The 22,202-nt window shown below is 61.4% G+C and carries 24 protein-coding genes; 13 read left to right on the plus strand and 11 right to left on the minus strand.

The genetic code is table 11. The features are described 5' to 3' along the window. Positions 1–76: 76 nt before the first annotated feature. The gene (locus ACM561_RS14810) at positions 77–433 is read right to left on the minus strand and encodes a hypothetical protein (protein WP_425905985.1); all 357 of its coding nucleotides are present in this window, start codon (positions 431–433) and stop codon (positions 77–79) included. A gap of 264 nt (positions 434–697) precedes the next feature. Here ACM561_RS14810 and ACM561_RS14815 point away from each other — a divergent pair, with 264 nt between their 5' ends. From ACM561_RS14815 to ACM561_RS14850, 8 genes are all read left to right on the plus strand, one after another. Beyond that, on the plus strand, positions 698–1,510 hold the full coding sequence (locus tag ACM561_RS14815; RefSeq protein ID WP_425905987.1) for a PAS-domain containing protein: 813 nt from the start codon (positions 698–700) through the stop codon (positions 1,508–1,510). 198 nt (positions 1,511–1,708) lie between these two features. Further along, on the plus strand, positions 1,709–1,909 hold the full coding sequence (locus ACM561_RS14820) for a hypothetical protein (RefSeq protein WP_425905989.1): 201 nt from the start codon (positions 1,709–1,711) through the stop codon (positions 1,907–1,909). Positions 1,910–1,975: 66 nt separating this feature from the next. Continuing rightward, entirely contained in the window at positions 1,976–5,044 is a 3,069-nt protein-coding gene (gene uvrB, locus ACM561_RS14825) for an excinuclease ABC subunit UvrB (protein WP_425905991.1), read from the plus strand. Positions 5,045–5,230: 186 nt separating this feature from the next. After that, positions 5,231–5,752 (plus strand): hypothetical protein, encoded by a 522-nt coding sequence (locus ACM561_RS14830; RefSeq protein WP_425905993.1) that lies wholly within the window; start codon positions 5,231–5,233, stop codon positions 5,750–5,752. Continuing rightward, complete coding sequence (locus ACM561_RS14835) at positions 5,745–6,977, plus strand: HlyD family secretion protein (RefSeq protein ID WP_425905994.1); 1,233 nt, start codon at positions 5,745–5,747, stop codon at positions 6,975–6,977. Before ACM561_RS14830 ends, ACM561_RS14835 begins: the two co-directional genes overlap by 8 nt. 121 nt (positions 6,978–7,098) lie before the next feature. Further along, positions 7,099–7,434: a hypothetical protein gene (locus ACM561_RS14840; RefSeq protein ID WP_425905995.1), complete on the plus strand. Its 336-nt coding sequence runs from the start codon at positions 7,099–7,101 to the stop codon at positions 7,432–7,434. Between the two features lie 255 nt (positions 7,435–7,689). Further along, on the plus strand, positions 7,690–8,580 hold the full coding sequence (locus ACM561_RS14845; RefSeq protein ID WP_425905997.1) for a hypothetical protein: 891 nt from the start codon (positions 7,690–7,692) through the stop codon (positions 8,578–8,580). A gap of 150 nt (positions 8,581–8,730) precedes the next feature. Beyond that, on the plus strand, positions 8,731–9,165 hold the full coding sequence (locus ACM561_RS14850; protein WP_425905998.1) for a hypothetical protein: 435 nt from the start codon (positions 8,731–8,733) through the stop codon (positions 9,163–9,165). An 86-nt stretch (positions 9,166–9,251) separates the two neighbouring features. On the opposite strand, the gene ACM561_RS14855 is transcribed toward ACM561_RS14850, so the two are convergent. The 4 genes from ACM561_RS14855 to lgt form a co-directional block, all read right to left on the minus strand. Next, positions 9,252–10,205, minus strand: a complete 954-nt coding sequence (locus tag ACM561_RS14855; protein ID WP_079447683.1) for a ribose-phosphate pyrophosphokinase — start codon at positions 10,203–10,205, stop codon at positions 9,252–9,254. 317 nt (positions 10,206–10,522) lie between these two features. Continuing rightward, positions 10,523–11,293: a peptidoglycan editing factor PgeF gene (gene pgeF / locus ACM561_RS14860; protein WP_425906000.1), complete on the minus strand. Its 771-nt coding sequence runs from the start codon at positions 11,291–11,293 to the stop codon at positions 10,523–10,525. Next, positions 11,290–12,417, minus strand: coding sequence for a class I SAM-dependent methyltransferase (locus ACM561_RS14865; RefSeq protein ID WP_425906001.1), 1,128 nt, complete (start codon positions 12,415–12,417; stop codon positions 11,290–11,292). The genes pgeF and ACM561_RS14865 overlap by 4 nt, the downstream gene beginning before the upstream one ends. Further along, complete coding sequence (gene lgt / locus ACM561_RS14870) at positions 12,410–13,276, minus strand: prolipoprotein diacylglyceryl transferase (RefSeq protein ID WP_425906002.1); 867 nt, start codon at positions 13,274–13,276, stop codon at positions 12,410–12,412. Before lgt ends, ACM561_RS14865 begins: the two co-directional genes overlap by 8 nt. Positions 13,277–13,478: 202 nt before the next feature. Here lgt and ACM561_RS14875 point away from each other — a divergent pair, with 202 nt between their 5' ends. After that, positions 13,479–13,736 carry an accessory factor UbiK family protein gene (locus ACM561_RS14875; protein ID WP_425906004.1) on the plus strand — a complete coding sequence of 86 codons (258 nt, stop codon included), beginning with the start codon at positions 13,479–13,481 and terminating at the stop codon, positions 13,734–13,736. An 18-nt stretch (positions 13,737–13,754) separates the two neighbouring features. Here the strand turns inward: ACM561_RS14875 and ACM561_RS14880 are convergent, their stop codons facing one another. The 3 genes from ACM561_RS14880 to ACM561_RS14890 all read right to left on the minus strand — a co-directional run bounded on the left by ACM561_RS14880 (position 13,755) and on the right by ACM561_RS14890 (position 14,976). Continuing rightward, entirely contained in the window at positions 13,755–13,907 is a 153-nt protein-coding gene (locus tag ACM561_RS14880) for a hypothetical protein (RefSeq protein ID WP_173816003.1), read from the minus strand. A 120-nt stretch (positions 13,908–14,027) separates the two neighbouring features. Further along, positions 14,028–14,510, minus strand: a complete 483-nt coding sequence (locus tag ACM561_RS14885) for a MaoC family dehydratase (protein WP_425906006.1) — start codon at positions 14,508–14,510, stop codon at positions 14,028–14,030. A 4-nt stretch (positions 14,511–14,514) separates the two neighbouring features. Further along, the gene (locus tag ACM561_RS14890) at positions 14,515–14,976 is read right to left on the minus strand and encodes a MaoC family dehydratase (protein WP_425906007.1); all 462 of its coding nucleotides are present in this window, start codon (positions 14,974–14,976) and stop codon (positions 14,515–14,517) included. A 156-nt stretch (positions 14,977–15,132) separates the two neighbouring features. Between ACM561_RS14890 and ACM561_RS14895 the strand changes: the two genes are divergently transcribed. Continuing rightward, on the plus strand, positions 15,133–15,429 hold the full coding sequence (locus ACM561_RS14895; protein WP_309773203.1) for a DUF4282 domain-containing protein: 297 nt from the start codon (positions 15,133–15,135) through the stop codon (positions 15,427–15,429). Between the two features lie 161 nt (positions 15,430–15,590). Here ACM561_RS14895 and ychF read toward each other — a convergent pair whose 3' ends face one another. From ychF to ACM561_RS14910, 3 genes are all read right to left on the minus strand, one after another. After that, the gene (gene ychF / locus ACM561_RS14900) at positions 15,591–16,688 is read right to left on the minus strand and encodes a redox-regulated ATPase YchF (RefSeq protein ID WP_425906008.1); all 1,098 of its coding nucleotides are present in this window, start codon (positions 16,686–16,688) and stop codon (positions 15,591–15,593) included. A 134-nt stretch (positions 16,689–16,822) separates the two neighbouring features. Then, entirely contained in the window at positions 16,823–17,437 is a 615-nt protein-coding gene (gene pth / locus ACM561_RS14905; protein WP_425906010.1) for an aminoacyl-tRNA hydrolase, read from the minus strand. 116 nt (positions 17,438–17,553) lie between these two features. After that, the gene (locus ACM561_RS14910; protein ID WP_425906012.1) at positions 17,554–18,273 is read right to left on the minus strand and encodes a 50S ribosomal protein L25/general stress protein Ctc; all 720 of its coding nucleotides are present in this window, start codon (positions 18,271–18,273) and stop codon (positions 17,554–17,556) included. Between the two features lie 751 nt (positions 18,274–19,024). Between ACM561_RS14910 and ACM561_RS14915 the strand changes: the two genes are divergently transcribed. The 3 genes from ACM561_RS14915 to ACM561_RS14925 all read left to right on the plus strand — a co-directional run bounded on the left by ACM561_RS14915 (position 19,025) and on the right by ACM561_RS14925 (position 22,188). Beyond that, on the plus strand, positions 19,025–19,525 hold the full coding sequence (locus ACM561_RS14915; RefSeq protein WP_079447686.1) for a YbjN domain-containing protein: 501 nt from the start codon (positions 19,025–19,027) through the stop codon (positions 19,523–19,525). Between the two features lie 147 nt (positions 19,526–19,672). Further along, complete coding sequence (gene proC / locus ACM561_RS14920) at positions 19,673–20,509, plus strand: pyrroline-5-carboxylate reductase (RefSeq protein ID WP_425906013.1); 837 nt, start codon at positions 19,673–19,675, stop codon at positions 20,507–20,509. Positions 20,510–20,676: 167 nt separating this feature from the next. Further along, positions 20,677–22,188, plus strand: a complete 1,512-nt coding sequence (locus ACM561_RS14925) for an aldehyde dehydrogenase family protein (protein ID WP_425906014.1) — start codon at positions 20,677–20,679, stop codon at positions 22,186–22,188. The last annotated feature ends 14 nt before the right edge of the window (positions 22,189–22,202 follow it).

Genomic DNA, 22,202 nt, shown 5'->3' on the forward strand with positions numbered 1-22,202 from the left:
GCAAAAGCAATTTGCCTGACTTCACGTCTTGACAACGGGTAAGGGACAGATGCCCGCGGCTGGAATGACGCCTGAACTACTTTCCCTCCTCCTTCGCTGGATGTTTTCCGTCCTCGTTGGTCGGGGACTGCGGCTGTTTCTTGCTCGCCGCCTGAAGCTCAGCCACCGCCTTCCTCAGTTCCGCAACTGTACTCTCGAGCACCTGCATCTGTCGGTTGGCCGCATCGATTTTCTGCCTGCTATCGGTGACATGGCTGCTGAGGGAGGTTTGCAGGAAATTGATGTTGCTCTGCAAGCAACTCGTCCGCCTCTCCATCGTCTTTTCGACGGTGCAGATCTCAATGCCGGGAACGTCCTGCGCCAAGGCAGCGCCGAGGCCCAGCATATAAAGGGGCCCGATCATCAACATCAACGGAAGGCTTCGGTCGCTCATCGAAACTCTCATCTCACACAATGATTCCCTGAAGGCAGCTTTGCAGAACGCCAATCAAGGGGCGAGGATTATCACGCGGCCTCAGGCTGTGGCGAGCAAACCCACGCGGCCCGATTCCTTGGATTAGATCTCGGGCAGCGCAATTCATTTCAAATCGTGCGCCGCCGCGTTAAGCGCCATTAACGCTGGCAACGAAAATCTCGCGATCGTGCAACTAGTTGTTCGCGAACCGGATTTAGTCTCATTCGGTATCATGGAACGGCGATGCACATCGACTGGCGAACAATGTTGGGTCCGGCTTTCGCGATTTTGATCGCAAGCGCGTCGATTTATGCCGATCGCAACGTTGCCGCCTTTCCGGACCTGTCAGCGCTATATATTTGTGTCGTCGCACTCGCCGGATCGCTTGGTGGCACAGTTTCCGGTCTGATCAGTGCCGGAATAGCCGTTTTAGCCTCCGCAGGAATTCTTAACGACTACAATGCCACGGTCGTTGACGGTTCCATCGTTTTTCGTCTTGGATTGCTGACCCTGGCCGCCGGCGGCACCGCCTTGATCACCGGTTTGTTGCGGTTGCGGATGATGAATGCGCTCAGACGGGAGCGCGAGCGGCACGCGACAGCGGCACGGCTGTCCACCGCCCTCAACCAGACCGACATCGGGATCGTCATGCTCGACGCAGACACCCGTGCCGAATTCATCAACCGCGCGTTCCGGAATTACTTCTCGCTGCCTGACGAGAAGGCCGACAGCAAGCCGCCGTTTATCGCGCTAATGTATCATGGCCGCGATACCGGCGCGTACGAGCTGCCGCAAGATGAGCTTAGCCATTTCATCTCCGAGCGCGTTGGGATGGTACGCGCGGGCGATCCGACCCCGATAAATATCAAACTCAGAAACGGCGAGGTGCTGCGCTTCATTTGTACCGCGCTTCCGGACGGCGGCCGAATGCTGAGCTATGCGCCGGTGACCGATCTCATTCGTCGCACCGACAATCCGGCGGATGCCGACTACTACCTCTCACTGCGCGGAATCGACCGCCGTCTCCCGATCCATCGCCTTCGCGCGGCGGAATAATCTCGCCCTGAAAGAATGCGCGGGCCGGATTTCATCCGTATAGATCCGGAACTATGATGCGCATCGATCAACCCGGCCTAGAGTCTTTCACCGCTTCACGGAAGCGGTGAAAGACTCTAGTTTTTTGATTGACGCGTTTTCTTCACGCGAACCGGATTCCACTTCGCTCGAAAACGCTATGAGAGCACACCCGCCGCCATGACACGCCCGACCGGACAGCAAGCCATTCGCCGCCTCGCCTGTTCCGGGTGCGGAACGGAATTCACTTGCGATCTGTCTGGGAACTGCTGGTGCGCCGAGGAGGCCGGGCGGCTGCCAATGCCGACCGAAGGCGGCGATTGCCTGTGCCGCGATTGCCTGCGAAAGGTCGTGTCGAGGTCATCATCGCCGAAGGCGTGATCACGGTATGTGCATCCGTGTGATTGCGCTCTTTCTTGCGGGCTGGATTCGCCCCATATTGCCGGCATGGCGAAGCCTCCCAATCCTCCTAAACAACCCGGTAAACCGCCGAGCGCTCAGAAGTCTAAAGCCCCGAAGTCGAAGGCACATCGTCCCGAGGTGCAGCCGATCGGACCTGCGCTCGCTGAATTGCTCAATCCGGCGATTAACCGCGGCGACGCCGGGCTCGGGTCCGGCACCGGATTGCAACCGCCGCCGGACAATTCGTGGGACCGCCGTTCCGGCGGCGAGGCTGCGGCGCATCGCGCGCGAGCCTCCACGCGCGGCAAGGACGATGCGACGACAAAACGGGATGCGTCTCGCTCCCCTCCCGCCAGCGGAGCGAGTGACAGGGAGAGAGAAAGGCAAGTCTCTCCCCTCAAGGGCGAGGTAAAGCAAAAGGGCTTCGACGAAGCGCCGCAAGCGGAATTCGCGACGCCGAACTACGGCACGTCCGCCACCATCCCAACGCTCGATCCGGAACTGGCGCGGCAGTTGGGCCTACCAACCGCCGAGGATGACGATGAAGCGTTGGCGCGGCCACCGCGCAGCAAGATGGAAGGCCTTGGCGTCAAGGCGACCGCTGAAGCACTGGAGAATCTGATCCGCGACGGCCGCCCCGAATTTCGCGGCGACGATGGCGGGATGAAAGTATGGACACCGCACCGGCCGCCGCGACCGGAGAAGAGCGAAGGCGGCGTGCGGTTCGAGATCAAATCGGAGTATCAGCCCAAAGGCGACCAGCCACAGGCAATCCGCGAACTGGTGGAAGGCATCCAGCGCAACGACCGCACCCAGGTGCTGCTCGGCGTCACCGGCTCCGGAAAGACCTACACCATGGCCAAGGTGATCGAAGCCACGCAGCGCCCAGCCCTTATCCTCGCGCCAAACAAGACGCTGGCAGCGCAGCTCTACGGTGAATTCAAGAACTTCTTCCCCGACAACGCAGTGGAATACTTCGTCAGTTATTACGACTACTATCAGCCTGAAGCCTACGTGCCGCGCACCGACACCTATATCGAGAAAGATTCCTCGATCAACGAGCAGATCGACCGCATGCGCCACGCGGCGACGCGTGCGCTGCTGGAGCGCGACGACGTCATCATCGTCGCCTCGGTGTCGTGCATCTATGGTATCGGCTCGGTCGAGACCTACACTGCGATGACCTTCGCCCTGAGGCGCGGCGAGCGCATCGACCAGCGTCAGCTCATCGCCGACCTCGTGGCGCTGCAATACAAACGCACATCGGCCGACTTCACCCGCGGCACTTTCCGCGTGCGCGGCGACGTCATCGATATCTTCCCGGCGCACTACGAAGACCGCGCCTGGCGCGTGAACCTATTCGGCGACGAGGTGGAGAGCATCGAGGAGTTCGATCCCCTCACCGGCCACAAGCAGGATGAACTGGATTTCATCAAGGTCTATTCCAATTCGCACTATGTGACGCCGCGTCCGACGCTGGTGCAGGCGATCAAGTCGATCAAATCCGAACTCAAGATGCGGCTCGACGAACTGCACACGCAGGGGCGCCTGCTGGAAGCGCAGCGGCTGGAGCAACGCACCACCTTCGATCTCGAAATGATGGAGGCCACCGGAAGCTGCGCCGGCATCGAGAACTATTCACGCTATCTCACCGGCCGCCGCCCGGGCGAGCCGCCACCGACCTTGTTCGAATACGTGCCCGACAACGCGCTGGTGTTTGCCGACGAGAGCCACGTCAGCGTGCCGCAGATCGGCGGCATGTTCCGCGGCGACTTCCGCCGCAAGGCCACGCTCGCCGAATACGGATTCCGCCTGCCCTCCTGCATGGACAACCGGCCGCTGCGTTTCGAGGAATGGGACATGATGCGCCCGCAATCGGTCGCGGTATCCGCCACGCCGGGTGCATGGGAGCTGAACGAGAGCGGCGGGGTCTTCGTCGAGCAGGTGATCCGTCCGACCGGGCTGATCGATCCGCCGGTCGACATCCGCCCTGCTCGCACGCAGGTCGACGACCTCGTGGGCGAGGTCCGCGCAACGGCTGCGAACGGCTATCGCTCGCTCATCACTGTGCTGACCAAACGCATGGCGGAGGACCTCACCGAATATCTGCACGAGCAGGGCATCCGCGTCCGTTACATGCACTCGGATATCGACACCATCGAGCGCATCGAGATCATCCGCGATCTCAGGCTTGGAGCTTTCGACGCGCTGGTCGGCATCAACCTGCTGCGCGAGGGTCTCGATATTCCGGAATGCGCGCTGGTCGCCATCCTCGACGCGGATAAAGAGGGATTCCTGCGCAGCGAGACCTCGCTGATCCAGACCATCGGCCGCGCGGCCCGCAACGTCGACGGCCGGGTGATCCTCTATGCCGATCAGGTCACCGGATCGATGCAACGCGCCATCGCCGAGACCGACCGCCGCCGCGAAAAGCAGGTGGAATACAACACCGCCAACGGCATCACGCCGGAAAGCGTCAAGAAGTCCATCGGCGACATTCTCAACAGCGTCTATGAGCGCGATCATGTGCTGGTGGAGATCGGCGACGGCGGCAAGGGGAATTCCTGGTCGGACGACGCGATCGCGATCGGCCACAATTTCGAGGCCGTTCTCTCCGATCTGGAAACGCGGATGCGCGAGGCCGCCGCCGACCTGAACTTTGAGGAAGCCGCAAGGCTGCGCGATGAGGTCAAGCGGCTGCGCGCCACCGAGCTGGCCGTGGTCGATGATCCCACCATCAAGCAGCGCGGGGTCGCGGCAAAAGCAGGCGCCTATGCCGGCGCGAAGAAATACGGCGATGCGGCGAATCTGCCAGCGCGTTTGGATAAAGCGGCACAAGGCAGGCCGTCCGGAAAGTTTGGCAAGCGCGCCTCCTCAACCTCAAAAATCCATAAACCCTCGCTCGACGAAATGGGTATCGCCACCTGGCACGAGGTCAAGCCGACCGGCACGCGTCCGAAGCCGCGCAAACCGACGCTCGACGAAATGGGTCCGGGGACCGAAAGCAAGATTTTCCAACCGACCAATTCACGCGAATCCGGACCTGAATTCGGTCCACGGCCGCGCTCATCCGGCGGTGCACCGGGACACCGCGGCGGCTGGAAGAAGAAGTGACCGGGCGCCGTCGGCCAAACAATCACGAAAAGCTCGCCGTGCTCTCGACATGACGGATACCGACGCCGCAAAAATGCCGGCGTCGCTTATCGTACTTGCCAAATTCCAAGCCTGTGCAATGATGCCAGCCTTCGGCAAATGCCGGCTATACTTTTTCAGTTGGTTGTTTCCGGAATGGAGGACCGCTTGAGCGAGTTGCTTCATCCAAACGCCCCCCACGATCTTCCCTCGTTCATTACAGCGCCCGGTGACACGGATGTCTTGATGGTGGCTGTCGGCGTCATCCTGCTTGGAGCCGTTCTGGCGGTCGGCAATATCTATCTGCGGCTGCATACCCTGCCGGAGCGGATGGCGCACAGATCGCAGAAGCTGCAGTTCGAGATTGTCGCCGTTCTCGGCTTACTGGCGCTGTTCACCCACATGCATGTGTTCTGGGTGGCGGGACTGTTGCTGGCGATGATCGACCTGCCGGATTTCAGCACCCCGCTGCGCAGCATCGCAGGCTCCGTGGCGACAATTGCCGGCGTCCAGCCGGGCACGGAAACGCCCCGACCGGCGCACGATATCGCGACTACCGCCGCACCGGACTTGGCGAAACTGGACTTGGCGAAACCAGACCTGACGAAACCGGATTTGGCAAAGGCGCCCGACAAAAAGGAACCCGGCGAGGGTGATGCCGGCGCTAGCGGGTTGCCGGGTCATGTTTGAACTGCTGCTCTGTTCGCTGCTGACGATCGTCCCCGATTATCTTTACCGGCGCTACGCGCAGGGAAAGCGGCTTGGCCGCGAAATCACGCTCTACTCCGTCTGGTTCGAGCTGAGGTGGGGCATTACCGCCTGTTTGATGCTCACGGTCGCTCTGATCACGGTGATCTTCTATTTCCATCCCTCGACGACGACAGCGACCCTGTACTTCAGGACCGTCCCGATCATCCCCGAGACAATCGGACGGGTGGCCGAGGTTCGTGTCGATTTCAGCGCGCCCGTGAAAAAGAACGACGTGATCTTCAAGCTCGACAGCACGAAACAGGACGCAGCGCTGGAAACCGCTCGGCGCAAGATCGCTGAGGTGGATGCCGCGCTTGGCGCTGCACAGGTCGATATCATCAAGGCGGATGCCCAGATCCAAGAAGCCAAAAGCGCATACAAACAGACGTCCGACGAGCTTAACGTGAAGCGCGAACTGCAAAGGCGCAATCCGGGGATCGTCCCCCAACGCGACATCGAGAAACTCGAGGTCCTGCTCGCGGGACGGGAGGGCACCGTCAATGCCGCCAATGCGGCCAAACAATCCGCGATGACCCGCATGACATCGCTTCTTCCCGCGGAGAAGGCCAGCGCCGAGGCGGCGCTGGCACAGGCGCAGGTCGATCTCGACAAGACCTACATTCGCGCCGGCGTTGACGGACGCGTCGAGCAGTTTTTGTTACGGCCTGGCGATATCGTCAACCCGATGATGCGATCGGCGGGAATCCTGATCCCGGAGGGCGCGGGCAAACGGGTCCTGTCGGCGGGGTTCGGCCAGATCGAAGCGCAGGTGATGAAGGTCGGAATGGTGGCGGAGGCCACCTGCATTTCGAAGCCGTGGACCATTATTCCGATGGTGATCACCAGCGTACAGGACTACATCGCGGCCGGCCAGTTCCGTGGCGGCGAGCAGCTCGTCGAGGCAGCGCAGACTCTGCGTCCAGGCTCGATTCTCGTCTTCCTCGAGCCGCTCTACAAAGGCGGCCTGGAGGGCATCACACCGGGAAGCAGTTGCATCGTCAACGCCTACACCAGCAACCACGACCAGATCGCGTCAAAAGATACCGGGGCCTTCAAGCGCTTCGCGCTCCACGCCGTAGACGCCGTGGGGATCGTGCATGCCATGCTGTTGCGCATCCAAGCCCTTGTGCTTCCCGTCAAGACGCTGGTCATGAGTGGGCATTGAGACTTGTTTTTCTTTTTTGATTGATCATGATCTTTATCCGAAAAACGATTTTCACTTTTCGTGGTCATGCTCTAAGCATGAAGCGATTTTCTCATCACATCATCGTGCGGGGGCACCATCCATGGCGGATGCCGATCTTGACGTCATCATCCGGCAGCTTGCGAAGCAGCAACACAAAAACCTGACGGCGGCTGTGAAGACTCGGCGCGACCGCTATCTCGCTCTTGCGGCGAAAGCGAAGGATGTTGCAGGCAAACAGCGTTTGCGACAAATGGCAAAACACGCGTTCGAGGAAGGCACCGCTGCCGCGAGGCGGCTGCGGATGTCCGCCGACAACGCCGCCGACAGCTACGCGCGCGCGATGCGGCGGGCAGCGGATACGTTTGCGGCGGAACAGGCGGTCGCGCTGAAGAAAAACTCCGGCAAGACAGCGAAACGGAAAACGGTGAAGGCCTGACGCTTATAGCGTTTTCGAACGAAGTGGATACCTGTTCGTGTGAAGAAAACGCGTCAGAATCGAACGTGATCGATTCTAATATTTCCTGCAGATCAGTATCGGTGAAGGCCAACGCAACCGCGCGGTCGCGGGCGAGATAGAATTTACCATGATGAGCATATAGGCATCGCGCCGATGCGCGCATGCTCGCGCGCCATAATTTCGAACACACGCGGCCGCAATGTACGGCTTCGGATTGGCGGACTGGCAGAACCCATGGCTTCGAGGATCATACGGCGTGCGGGTTTACTGCTTCTGGCGGTTGCTGCCGGCTGGATAACCGGAGCCTTATCGGCACAATCGCAAGATGCCGACGTTCCCGGCAACCCGGCGGAGTACATCGCGCCTGATGGCAACCTACCCGCGGATTCCGAAATCGACTGGAGCCAACTCGAGACCGACGGCTTTACCCTCTCGAAGGAAATGCCGCCGCAGGTTCGTCATTCACAGTCATCGTCGCAACCCGCATCCGACCCCGAACTTGCCTGGACCTCCCGCGATAATGCGGACGGCTCCGCCGCCCTTACCGCAAGACGCTCGGTTTCACCGCTCTGGGACACACGGATCGGGACCGACCTGACCGTCATACGTCAACCGTCGCCGCTGACGGCGTCGGAACCGGCAGCGAACAAACTTGCAACCGATGCCCGCCCATCGCAGTCCTCGGGTCAGGCATGGGCGGCCGCTACCGCGCCCGGCCTGGGGCAGATCTGGGACAAGACCGCGCTTGAAGCACGGATCGACCCCGCCCGGGCTCAAACCATGCTCGATACGTCGCTGAGCAAATCCCTGCCTCTCAGCGACGGCCGCTATGCGGTTACCCTTCAGAATGGCTACAACGTCACTCAACAGGACGCGCTGTCGATCCCAGGCATCAAAGGAACGCGACAGTATAAAACCGACCACTCGGCCAAACTGAGCCTGACCGACACCGGCACCAGCCTGATCGCGGGACAGTCGCTTTCAACAAACGATAATAAATGGCTTCGCAGGATCGGTGCCGAACAGAAGCTGTTCGACGACATCAGCGTCGCCGGCTCGGTCAGCGAAACGCCGCAAGGTCCCCCGAACGCGAGCCTGACCGCAGCGTTCAAGCGCAAGTGGTGACCCCGCCAGCGCCTGATTTCGGGGATTGAACGCTGCTCGCCGCAGATCGGCCCCGATGTTGTCAAAATCAGCAGCCCTGATACCGTAGCTAGAAACTCGTCGTGCGGGGGGACAACCGCGCTCGCTCAACGCGAAACAGGGAACAAGCCGATGAATGCCACTCCATCTGAAAAAGAAGAACCAAGCACGCCCGAAGCCGATACGAACCTTGCCGCCGTCTCGGAGGTAGAGGCGGGTATTCGCGATTTCGTGCGCAACGACATCGCCTATCTGCGCCGTCCCGCTGCCGGTCCCGCCGCGGGTGCTCCGAACCCCGACGCGAAGCTGGAGCCGAACACGGAAGCAACGGTGAACAACGTCAACTCGCTGATCCAGCGTGTCGCCGGAACTTCGCTCGCCGAGATCGAGAACCTCGTGACCGAACTTGAAAGCCTCCGCGATCTGCTTCATGCGGAAGGACAGCGGGTCCAGCGCGAAATCTCGGGCTATGCTCAGTTGAGTCAGGCCGCGATGAAGTCGACCCGGATAATCGCGGACAACGTCGCGCAATGGAAACGCACAGCTGAGAACCTGCGCAACGAGTGAGCATACTGCTCTTGCAGCGAGGATATTAAAGTTTGATCCAGATCGAGCCTGGATCAGACTTTAGTGTCCTCACTTCAATCTGCCGTTCAGTCGAACAGGCTCGATACTGATTGTTCGGCAGCAGTGCGGTTGATCGCCTCGCCGATCAATCCGGCGATCGACAGTAGGCGGATGTTGCCGGTCTTGCTCACGGCGTCGGTCGGCTGGATCGAGTCGGTAATGACCAGCTCTTTCAGTTTTGAGCCGGCGATGCGTGCGGCGGCGGCGCCGGACAGCACCCCGTGAGTGATATAGGCATAGACGTCCCGGGCGCCGTTAGCGAGAAGCGCGTCGGCGGCATTGACCAGAGTGCCGCCGGAATCGACGATGTCGTCGATCAGAATGCACGTATAGCCCGCGACATCGCCGATCACGTTCATGACCTCGGATTCGCCGGCACGCTCGCGGCGCTTGTCGATAATCGCCAGCGGAGCACTAATGCGCTTGGCAAGACCGCGCGCGCGCACCACGCCGCCGACGTCGGGCGATACCACCATCAGCTTGCCGAGCTCGAACCGCTCCTTGATATCGCGGACCATCACCGGAGACGCGTAGAGATTGTCGGTCGGAATATCGAAAAAGCCTTGAATTTGCCCCGCGTGCAGATCAAGCGTCAGCACGCGATCCGTCCCGGCGCGCGTGATCAGGTTGGCCACCAGCTTGGCCGAAATCGGTGAGCGCGAACCGACCTTTCGATCCTGCCGCGCATAGCCGAAATAGGGAATCACCGCGGTGATCCGGCGCGCAGAGGCGCGGCGCAGAGCGTCCGTGATGATTAAAAGCTCCATCAGGTGGTCATTGGTCGGATACGAGGTCGACTGGATGACGTAGACGTCCGAGCCGCGCACATTCTCCAGGACTTCGACGAAGATCTCGTTGTCGGCGAAGCGACGGACGCTGGCTTTCGTGAGTTCAAGCCCAAGCCATCTGCCGATTTCCCGCGCCAGCACCAGATTGGAGTTGCCGGCGACCAGCTTGACGGCGCCGTTCTTGGCGGACATCGACGCGTCTCCCCGCGATGTGGTGGATACAACGTTCAACATCCCGTCTCCCGAGAGCCTCTCCGATCCCGCGGAGGCGGTGTATCAAGGAGTGGCCAAGTCTGGCAATACGCCGCCTGCGGAATCCGGCGTAGATCCCGCGGAATCGGACGTCAATGACAGCTTAATGCGGCGAAGCCGACCACGCTCGCCGACATCTGCCGTCTGCGAAAAAAGGCCGTCCTGCGGTTGCCGGGTGGTAGCACGCGCCCGTTCTGCCCTGAGCGGAGCTTCGCCACACGGCATGCGCGATCGTCGACCGTCGGCATCCGGCGCGGTTAATCGGCGTCCAGCACGATCGCGTGGACGTGGCGGCCGAAATCCGGCTCCTCGCGATGCACCGAGCGGCGATAGCTGAAGAAGCGTTCGTTTGAATAAGTATCGATGCCGGTATCGTCGATCGTCAGCACGCCAGCGCGTTCAAGCCGCATCCGGATGAAGCCGCCGAGATCGAACATGGCATGACCGTCGCGCTCCGATCGAACGAAGAACCGCTCATTGTCCGGATCGGCTTCCCTGAATCGCGCGACGAATTCGGCTCCAACCTCGTAGCTTTGCTGGCGGATCAGCGGACCAATGGCAACGGCCATGTCGCGGCGCTGGCCGCCAAGCGCTTCCATCGCATCGATGGTCTTTTCCAGCACGCCCGTCAGCGCGCCCTTCCAGCCGGCATGTGCCGCGCCGATGACGCGGGCTTGCGGATCGGCGAACAGGATCGGGCCGCAGTCGGCCGCGGTCACGCCGATCGAAAGCCCAGGGGTTCGCGTGACGATGGCATCCGCACGCGGCCGGGATGACACGTCCCAAGCCCTGTCGGCGACTACGGCATCGGACGAGTGGAACTGGTAGAGCGAGAGAAAATTCCCTGGCGCAACGCCCATCATCTCAGCCATGCGGCGCCGGTTCTCGGTGACATGCGCCGGGTCATCCTGCGAACCGATGCCAGCATTCAAACTCGCGTAGATGCTCTGCGAGACACCGCCTTCACGGGTGAAAAAGGCGTGCCGCAGCCCGGAAACCGTCGAAAGCAGGGTGGATGCCAGCGTCACGGCGCCCTCATTCCACCGCGACGCTCCCGATCGCTCAGTCCCACCAATTCGGTGAGACCGGGATCGGAGACGCCGATCACCTTGAACATCGATCCCATGCCGCCACGGCCCCCCTCGATTAGACGCTTCAGCGCCGTCGCAATGCTGTCGGATGTTTCAGGAGTTGCTTTCGCCATCAGGTTGACGGCGCGGGACTCGATGCCGAGCCGTCGCAAAAATTCTCCCTGCGTCACCGGCCCGTGCACGCGGGCGCCGACATCCTCGGCTGCGCGGGCAAGCGCCTCGAAATCCACATGGGCTGTCACGTCCACCTGACCGGGATATTTCAGCGGATCGGCGAAGCTATGCCTTGCGATAGCCTGAAAGGTATCGCCCGCGTCGCTGCGCACATGGCCGTAATCGATGATCAGCGCAGCGCCGCCGTGATCGCGAACGCGGGTTGCGATGGACATGATCTCGGCATCCGGGCGCCACTCGAAAATGGCCCCGACCGGCGCCGCGCGCACCAGCGGCGGCAGCAGCATGTCGAAGCGCAACGTTGGCGCAACGTTGGCGCCGAACACGAGTTGACCGCTGCCATCGATATCGACAACCCGCTCGTGCCAGCCGTCGTCGCGCTTGACCATCTGATGGATCGGAAGCACGTCAAAGTATTCGTTGGCAAGGATGATCGCCGGTCCCTCCGGCACCTCGTCCAAGCTCGCGTGCCAATGGATGTTCGGCGCGCTGGACAGCGCCGCCTTTTGCTTTTCCCTCAGCGCCGGATTAATTTCGATCAGATGGACGCTGAGCGCCTGATACATGGGTGGCAGCACCCGCAACGCGCGTAGCGCATCCGCCATCATGGTGCCGCGGCCGGGGCCGAACTCAATTAGCCGCAGCGTGGCCGGAGAGCCGATCGACCGCCACACCGAGGCGCCCCACAACCCGAGCAGTTCGCCGAACATCTGGCTGACTTCGGGCGACGTGATGAAATCACCCTCGCGCCCCAATGGGTCGCGGGCGATATAGTAGCCGTGCTGGGGATGGGTCAGGCAAAGCTGCATGTAGCGCCAGACCGGCAGCGGACCGGACGTCTTGATCAGCTTCTTGATCTCGGCCAACAGCGGAGAAGGTTCAGCCACGATCGACCTTGCCCGGATTCGGAATCGCTCGTGCGTCTGGTGCCCGCGAACCGCGGGACCAGGCGGCATAGACAATGGCGAGTCCAGCGATAACCATCGGTATCGACAATAGCATTCCCATGGTCAATCCGCCCCACAGAAATCCGAGCTGTGGATCCGGCTCGCGGAAGAATTCGGCGACAATCCGCGCCAGCGCGTACAGCGTGATGAAGCTGCCAAGAATCAGGCCCGGCCGCTTGAGCGCGCCGAAGCGGATCATCAGCGCGAGGATCGTGAACAGTACCAGCCCCTCGAGCGTGGCCTCGTAAAGCTGGCTCGGATGCCGCGGCAGCGGGCCGCCGTTAGGAAACACCATGGCCCAGGGCAGGCTCGGGTCAGCCGGACGCCCCCACAATTCGCTGTTGATGAAGTTGGCGATACGGCCAAGAAAAAGGCCGATCGGCCCGACCGCGGTGGCGACATCCCCAAGCGACAGGATCGGCAGGCCGTGCCTGCGGCAGAACAGGATTACCGCCGCAACGCAGCCCATGAAGCCGCCGTGAAACGACATGCCGCCGTTCCAGAGCTGAAAGATCTGGGCGGGATGGTGGCTGAAGAAATCCAGATTGTAGAATAGCACATAGCCAACGCGGCCGCCGACGATGATGCCGATCGTCACCCAGAGGATAAAATCGTCGAGCTGCACCACCGAGATCGGCGCCGGTCCCCCCCAGAGCTTCTCGCTCCTGAGCAACGCCCGCGCATAAAGCCAGCCGAGCATGATACCGCCGATATAGGCCAGCGCATACCAGCGGATCGCGATCGGACCGAGCGAAATGGCAACGGGATCGAAGACGGGATAGGTGATGAGGAGAAACATCGGATTCGTTCTATCCAAGGCGTCATGCCCGCGCTTGCCGTGGGCATCCACGTCTCGAACGGCCGCGTAACGATTGCAAGGGAAATCCGGCCCCAACAAGGCTTGCGGCGGTTCGAAAGATCAAGCGGGCTTGAACTGCCGTGTCGGGATCGCCATTCTCTCTCGGTGACATGGCGATCTTGCCGCTAACCGGAGATAGTAGATGACCCAGACCAGCAACCGGTTTTTCGACGAGATTGGACGGCTTATGAACGATACCGCCGGAGTGGCTCAGGGGCTCAAGCGTGAGGTCGACGCGGTGGTCCGCCATCAGGCAGAGAAGATCCTGCGCGATCTCGATTTGGTCAAGCGCGAGGAGTTCGAGTCTGTGAAGGAGATGGCGCGGCTTGCGCGCGAGGACAATGAGACGCTGAAGGAACGGATCGCCGCGCTTGAAGCCAGGCTTGGCCCGGCCGGCTGAACGGATGTTTCAGCAGGGTCAGCGAGCGGGGATGTGCGCGACTGCGACACTGTCCAGCGAATATACGCCGTCTGAGTAGCGCTTCACTACGGTCCACGTTGCGAGCGTTACGGCCAGCGTCACGCTCGCGAACAGCAAGCCGACGATCTTCAATCCAGCGCGATCTGCCATGGCGTCCCCCTGCCCCTTACCCTGACGCGTTTCGACAAGACTGTCTGAGGGTTCACAATTCCTTAAAAGAGGCTCGTTTTCGAATAAAATTCCTCCAAACTAGGTCAATCGTGCAACCCCTCAATCCTGCGGAAGCCGGCGCGGGACGAAAACTGAGCCCAAAAAGGAAAAAACCAGTTCGCCGCGCTGGTTCGTGCCGGTGTTACGTATTTGCATAACGCCCCATTCCGGACGGGAGCGGGAGGCTCTCAGCGATTCGACTTCGCTGGCATAACTGACAGTATCCCCCGCCAGTACCGGTTTCAGCCAGCGCAGGTCGCGAAATCCGGGCGACGGACCCCACATCCCCGGCTTTTCGCCGCGCGCGGCGGCTTCCACTGCCTCACGCTGACTGTCCGCGACCATCAGCTTCATCCAAACCGAAACGATATGCCAGCCGGAGGCTGCCAGACCGCCGAACAGTGATTTGCGGCCCTCATCATCGTCGAGGTGAAACGGCTGCGGGTCGAATTGTGACGCGAATGTCTTGATGAGATCGCCGGTGAAGATAAACGAACCGAGATCACGACGCTGCCCGACCCCCATGTCTTCGAAATAACCCAAGGATTCAGCTCCGCGCCGTCTGCTCCGCACGGCGCCGGATCATGATCGGAGACACCGCCTCGAGCAATACCTGGCCGGAAGCATTGCGCATGCGCATCGCGAAGGTCACGATTCCCATCTCCGGACGGCTGCGCGACGCCCGCGCCGCAGTCACATCGACGTCCAGCATCAGATCGTCGTCCGGCCGCAGCGGCGACAGCCAGCGGACTTCATCAACGCCGGGAGAGCCGAGCGAAGCGGTCCGTCCGATATAACCGTCAAACATCATGCGCATCATAAGCGAACACAAATGCCAGCCCGAACCCGATAGCCCGCGCAGCATGGTATGCTTCGCCGCCGCCTCATCGAGATGCATGGGCTGCGGATCGAACTCGGATGCGAATGCGATGATTTCGTCACGACTGACATGCCGCGGCCCGAAAGTGCCAAAATGGCCGAGGGGGAAATCTTCAAATGTCAGGGTCATGGCGAGACCTGTTGAAGGATGCCCGATTGTGGCCGCTATTTGCAGCAATCTCAACCTGTACGCCAGCATGCCGCGGCGCGAGCTTGCCGGGAGCGGCCCTTGGGGTAAGTGCCGCCCGGCTCATGACGGCCGCGCGACGCGCGAGGGGAACGGCAAATGTTTGAAATCCGGGATCTGTTTCAGTGGGATCGCTTCATCACGCCCACCATCATCAAGGTATTTTATTGGCTGGTCATTGTCCTGATCGTGCTGTCGGGATTATCCGGCATCTTCGCGGGCCTGACCTCGATGGCCGTCAGTCCCTTTAGTGGTTTCATCACGATCCTTCTGAATGTTGCCGGCGTCCTCGTTGGCATCGTGTTTTCGCGGATCGCAGCCGAGTCGATCCTGATCGTATTTCGTATCAACGAACATCTCGGTGCTATTCGCGATCAGGGCGCGACCCGGTCGTAGCATGATCCGATCCAAGAATCGGTTTTCTTTCGGGATTCATGCCCTGAGCATGATCCCGACTCGAAGGGCCGCGCCAGCGCAACGTGAAAACCGGGCCGGATGAGAGCATGCTCAGCCGGAAGAATTAAGCAAAGCTTGATCCAACGCAGTTGAATCGGACTCTAGGTATTGAACCGGAAATGCATGACGTCGCCGTCGGCGACGACATACTCTTTCCCCTCCAGCCGTAGCTTGCCGGCATCGCGTGCGCCTGCTTCGCCATTGAGCGCCATATAGTCGGCGCAAGCGATGGTTTCGGCGCGGATGAAACCTTTTTCGAAGTCGGTGTGAATGACGCCCGCCGCACCTGGGGCCTTGGTGCCCTTGGTGATGGTCCAGGCGCGCGCTTCCTTCGGGCCTACCGTGAAATAGGTGATGAGATGCAGCAGGTCGTAGCCCGCGCGGATCAGGCGGTCGAGACCCGCCTCTTCCAGCCCCAGCGTCTCAAGGAAATCGGCGCGCTCGTCACGCGACAGCGTCGCGATCTCGGACTCAATCTTCGCGGAAATTGCGACCGCGACCGCGCCTTCCTTCGCCGCATGTTCAAACACGGCTTGCGAGAAGGCGTTGCCGCTCGCCGCCGAGCCTTCCTCGACGTTGCAGACGTAGAGCACCGGCTTTGAAGTCAGCAATCCGAGCATGCGGAAATTGCGTTCTTCCTCAGGCTTGCGCTCCATGCCTCGCGTCGGCTTGCCGTCGCGCAGTAGCTTGAGCGCACGTTCGACCAGATCGAGCTGCTCCTTGGCTTCCTTGTCGTTGCCCTTGGCCTTTTTCGAAAGAGTGTCGACGCGCCTCTCGAGGCTTTCGAGATCGGCCAGCATCAGTTCGGTCTCGATGGTCTCGATGTCCGCGAGCGGCGCGATTTTGCCCTCGACATGGGTAATGTCGGAATCCTCAAAACAGCGCACGACATGCGCGACCGCATCGACCTCCCGGATGTTGGCGAGAAACTGGTTACCGAGCCCTTCACCTTTGGATGCGCCGCGCACCAGACCGGCGATGTCCACAAACGTCAGTTGCGTCGGAATGATCTGCGCCGATTTGGCAATCGCCGCGAGCCCGTCGAGGCGCGTATCCGGCACCGCCACGGCGCCGACATTGGGCTCGATGGTGCAGAACGGATAGTTCGCCGCCTGCGCCGCCGCCGTTTCCGTCAACGCGTTGAACAGGGTCGACTTGCCGACATTGGGCAACCCGACGATACCGCATTTGAAACCCATGATTCATTCCGATATTTGGCGCGGATTGCGCAACCGACCCGGATCGCCATAAGCGGGGCTCAACCCACCTATCCACCTTCTTCGAGGAACCAATCGCCGGACCGCTGGCGATGAAGACGATTTGACCTGGCCGTTTACTTGGCGCCGTTGTTGTCCTCTTTATCCTTCTCGACAAATCCCTTCGCCTGCATCGCGAGATGCACCTTGTTCTGGAATGCCGAATCCCTGGCGGCGACGAGCAGTGCCGCGTTTTCCGCAACGACATCCACCAGCGCCTCGACCCAGGGACGTTCGTTCTTGGCGAAGTCGTTCAGCACGTGCGCATGCACCAGTTCCTTGATGCCCGGGTGACCGACGCCCAGTCGAACGCGGCGATAGTCGTTGCCAACATGCGCAGAGATCGATCGCAGGCCGTTGTGTCCGGCAATGCCACCGCCGACCTTGACGCGAACCTTGGCCGGTGGGAGTTCGATCTCGTCGTGAAACACCACGACATCACCCTGCGTCAGCTTGAAGAACTGCGCGGCGTCCTGAACCGCGTTGCCGGAGTTGTTCATGTAGGTCGTCGGCTTGAGCAGGATGACCCGCTCCCGGTCGAGCGTGCCTTCGGAAGCTTCGCCCTGAAAGCGGCGGCGCCACGGTGCGAAACCGTGACGCCGCGCGATCTCGTCCACGACCATGAACCCGATGTTGTGTCGATTCCCCTGATACTTCGTGCCGGGATTTCCCAGTCCGACGAACAGGCGCATGACGCGGATCCCCTAGAGCATTTTCCGGCTAAGTGGAATCCGGTTAGCCGTAAGACATTCGCGTTGCGAAACCTCGGCAGGCGGCGTCGCGAATGTCAAATCGCTCCACCGGCCGCTTACTTCTTTTTGTCGCCGCCACCCGCGGGCGCCTTCGCTCCGCCACCTGCGGGCGCCTTCGCGCCACCGGCCGCGCCTGCAGCAGCAGCCGCGGGAGCCGCACCGGCGGCGGGAGCCGCGGTACCGGCCGCAGCTGCCTTGAGTTCTTCCGCGTAGCCTGACGGCGGCACGATGGTCACCAACGTGACGTCCTCTCGTGCCAGCGGTTTCACGCCAGGCGGCAACTCAACGTCCGACAAATGGAGCGAATGGTTGATTTCCAGTGCGCCGACGTCGGCCTCGATGAACTGCGGGATGTTTTCAGCCGCGCACTCGACATCGATCGCGTGGGTTACGAGATTGACGGTGCCGCCGCGCTTCACGCCGGGCGCGACATCCGCCTTCAGCAGGCGAAGCGGAACGCTGACGCGGATGGTGGCGCCTTCGCCGAGCCGCATGAAGTCCACATGGATCGGCAGATCCTTAACCGGATCGAGGTGGAAGTCGCGCGGAATCACGCGGTGCTTCTTGCCGTCCAGGTTGATGTCAAAGATCGTCGTCAGGAAACGGCCTGCCAGAATGCGCTGACGCAGTTCTGCTTCTTCGACCGAGATCGGCTGCGGGGGCTGCTTGTTTCCATAGATCACGCCCGGCACTCGGCCGGCGCGACGCTCAGCCCGGGCGGCCCCCTTGCCGCTCTTCGGACGCGCGTTCGCCTTCAATTCCCTGACGGTCGCCATCGATTTATCCTTGTCTTTTCAAAAAGTTAAAGGCCGCAATCGCGGCCCGTTGCACGTCACCGGCAAGCCTCCAGGGGTGCGGGGGCCATGAGACGTGGCGGCGTTCTAACCGCAAACGCCCGAAATAACAAGAAATTGGGCTGAGTTTTTCGGCTGTCGCGTAAGTCGCTTTTGGCCGTCGGACAAGCTGATCCTTCCGCGTCGGGGAGACATTGAGAAAAGGCTGATCCAGCGTCGCGCCCGAGAGGCACTTCGGTCGTACCCATGCATCGTAACAAGAGATTGCTGGGACAAGGATCAACATCCGAAAATTTTCGAAGATGAAGCGATTGATCGCTCCTTTTGAGAACAAGCGGCGTAGCCGTGCGACACACCGACTTCATTTGTCGCCGAGGGCGTAGACATTATCCGGCGCTGGAATCTTTCGTCGATCATCGGATGATGCCGGACTCGCGGCAGGCGAGTCGCAACCGCAAGACTCGCGCAACGCGAGTCCCGAGTCCGTTTTGTTCACGGCGTAAACCGTCTCTCCTTTCGATCAGTTGTGGACGACGCGCGGTTTGCCTGTGGACGGACTCCAGGCGGCGTTGCGCCGATTCCGCAAATCACATCACTTGATCCGCGCAGGACATCATCCTCATCCGATCAGCGCGTGTGATGGATTGTCTGAAAGATCGATGTCCGCCGCGTGCCAGCACCGGCCGTTCTATGAGTGCGTATCAACACAAGCAAAAGCAAGGATCGGGACGGCATGTCGCTGCTCGAAGGCGCTATCGATTCCAAGAACAATCCGCTGGCGGTGGTCGAGGACATTGCCGCCACCAACGATTGGGCGTTCGAGCGTTCCGGCGAAGACGAAATCACAATCGTCTCGAAAGGCAACTGGACCGATTATCACCTCACCTTCACCTGGATGGGTGAGATCGATGCGCTGCATCTCGCCTGCGCCTTCGATATGAAGATTCCCGTCGCCCGGCGCAGCGAGGCCCAGCGCGTGATCGCCGCGATCAACGAGCAATTGTGGGTCGGCCATTTCGATATCTGGACCCAGACCGGAACGATCATGTACCGCCATGCGCTTGTCCTTCCCGAGGGGCTGATTGCGTCAAACGCGCAGTGCGAGACCATGATGGCGGGCGCGATCCACGCCTGCGAGCGCTACTACCCGGCGCTGCAGTTCGTGGTCTGGGCCGGAAAGTCGGCGGCCGAGGCAATGACCGCCGCGATGTTCGACACCGAGGGCGAGGCGTAATCTCGCGCAATTGCTTTTTGCAGCATGACCGGGCTGTCTATCCTCTTGCAATTCGTTCAATGAATGACGGATCGCCGGGTTGTCCGTGCGAAGGTATGCTTCGTACTCAACCCCAATGAGGTCTTTATTGACCATCAGGAACCCGCCATGACGATAACGCCGGACATGCAAACTCTCGCGGATATTTCAGGCACTGTCGTTCTCGCCGGCGCCGGGAAGATGGGCAGCGCATTGCTGACGGGATGGCTCGCGCGCGGATTGGATCCGAAGCGCGTCATTGTCATCGAGCCATATCCTTCCGCCGATATCCACTCGCTCGCCGCCGGCGGCATTCGGCTGAATCCCGCAGCCGAGGAAATCGGTGCCGTCGCAGCGCTCGTGATCGCGGTCAAGCCGCAGACCTTCGGCGACGCCGCTCCGACGCTGCGGCCGCTGGTGGGATCTTCGACCCTTGTGGTGTCGATCATGGCGGGCACGACGATTGCCTTGCTCGACACGGCCTGCGGCGGCAACATCGTCCGCGCGATGCCCAATACGCCTGCCGCGATTGGCCGCGGCATGACCGTGGCAGTCGCCGCGAAAGGCGTGAACGAGACACAGCGCACCGTGGCCGACGCGCTGCTGCGCGCGACCGGGGCGGTGGAATGGGTCGATGACGAAGCGCTGATGGACGCCGTCACGGCTGTGTCGGGATCGGGACCGGCATACGTCTTCCTGCTCGCCGAGGAGCTGGCGCGCGCCGGCGTCAGCGCAGGCCTGCCTGCCGATCTCGCTTCAAAGCTGGCCCGCGAGACTGTCGCTGGGTCAGGCGAATTGCTGCATCGATCCGATCTCGACGCCGCGACGCTGCGCCAGAACGTCACCTCGCCCGGCGGCACCACGGCCGCAGCGCTCAACATATTGATGGGCGAGCACGGTCTGAAAGAACTGATGACGTGGGCGGTGGCCGCCGCAACAAAGCGATCGCAGGAACTGGCGAAGTAGTTTTTGCTGCATGCGCAAGGACTGAAGCGTCCCTGACGATCCGAAATGATTCCCGCGAATGCTTGACGCATCGTCGCAACATGGTGCGAGAACGCTCATCCGGCTTGAAGAGTTGTCATGACTTGCCGCAACATGGGCCGCCCGGACCCGTTTGGGAGAAAGCTCACATGCTTGCCGACGAGGTTGCATCCCTGCTCGATCATCTCGGGGTTTCGCCCGATCGCCGGCACGGCACGCGCGCCGTACGCTCGCCTCTGACCGGCGAGACCATCGCGCACCTCGAGGATGCAAGTTCGCAACGTGCGGCCGAAACCATCGCGCTCGCTGAAGCGGCATTCCGGACATGGCGTGGGGTCCCTCCACCGCGGCGTGGCGAACTGGTTCGCCTGCTCGGCCTTGAATTGCGCGCCGCCAAGGATGTTCTGGGCCGCCTGGTCACCATCGAAGCCGGCAAGATCGTCTCGGAAGGCCGTGGCGAGGTGCAGGAGACGATCGACATCTGCGACTTCGCGGTCGGCCTGTCCCGCCAGCTTTACGGGCTCACTATCGCCAGCGAACGGCCCAATCATCGCATGATGGAGCAATGGCATCCGCTCGGCCCGACCGGCGTCATCACCTCGTTCAATTTTCCCGTCGCGGTATGGTCGTGGAATGCGGCGCTGGCGCTGGTCTGCGGCAATCCGGTGATCTGGAAGCCGTCGAAAAAAACCCCGCTGACGGCGCTGGCGGTGCAGGCGCTGTTCGAACGCGCCGCTGTCAAGGCGGGCAACATCCCCGACGGCTTATGCACCGTGCTGATCGGCGGGCGCGATATCAGCGAAGTCCTGGTCAACGATCCACGGGTGTCGCTGATTTCCGCGACCGGATCGACAGCGATGGGCCGCGAGGTCGGCACGCAGCTTGCGCGGCGGTTCGCGCGCGGCATTCTCGAACTCGGCGGCAACAATGCCTCGATCGTCTGCCCCTCGGCAAACCTCAATCTGGCGCTGCGGGCCATCGCCTTCGCCGCCATCGGCACCGCCGGCCAGCGTTGCACCACGCTGCGACGGTTGTTCGTTCATGACAGCGTCCACGACGAATTCGTAGCGAAGCTGAAACGCGTCTATGCCTCGGTCCGGATCGGCGACCCGCTCGCAAGCGACGAGGTGCTGGTCGGTCCGCTGATCGACGAAGCCGCCTTCGAGAATATGCAACGCGCGCTTGAAGAGGCACGGGCGCACGGCGCGCGGGTCCACGGCGGCGAGCGTGTCGAGGAGAAACGGTTTCCCAACGCGTATTATGTCCGGCCGGCGCTGGTGGAAATGCCGGCGCAGTCCGGCCCGGTGCTGCGGGAGACCTTCGCGCCGATTTTGTATGTCATGACATATACCGACCTCAACACGGCGATAGAGCAGCACAATGCGGTCGCTCACGGACTGTCGTCCTCGATCTTCTCGACCGACATGCGCGAGGTGGAGAAGTTCCTCTCAGTGGCGGGCTCCGATTGCGGCATCGTCAATGCGAACATCGGCCCCTCCGGCGCCGAGATCGGTGGTGCATTCGGCGGAGAAAAGGAAACGGGCGGCGGCCGCGAGGCCGGCTCCGACGCCTGGAAAGCCTACATGCGTCGCGCCACCAGCACGGTGAATTACGGCGACGATCTTCCGCTCGCCCAAGGCGTCCGCTTCGACATCGATTGAGGCGGAGAGCATTT

The organism is Nitrobacter sp. TKz-YC02, from assembly GCF_049852135.1.
Classification (GTDB): Bacteria; Pseudomonadota; Alphaproteobacteria; order Rhizobiales; family Xanthobacteraceae; genus Nitrobacter; species Nitrobacter vulgaris.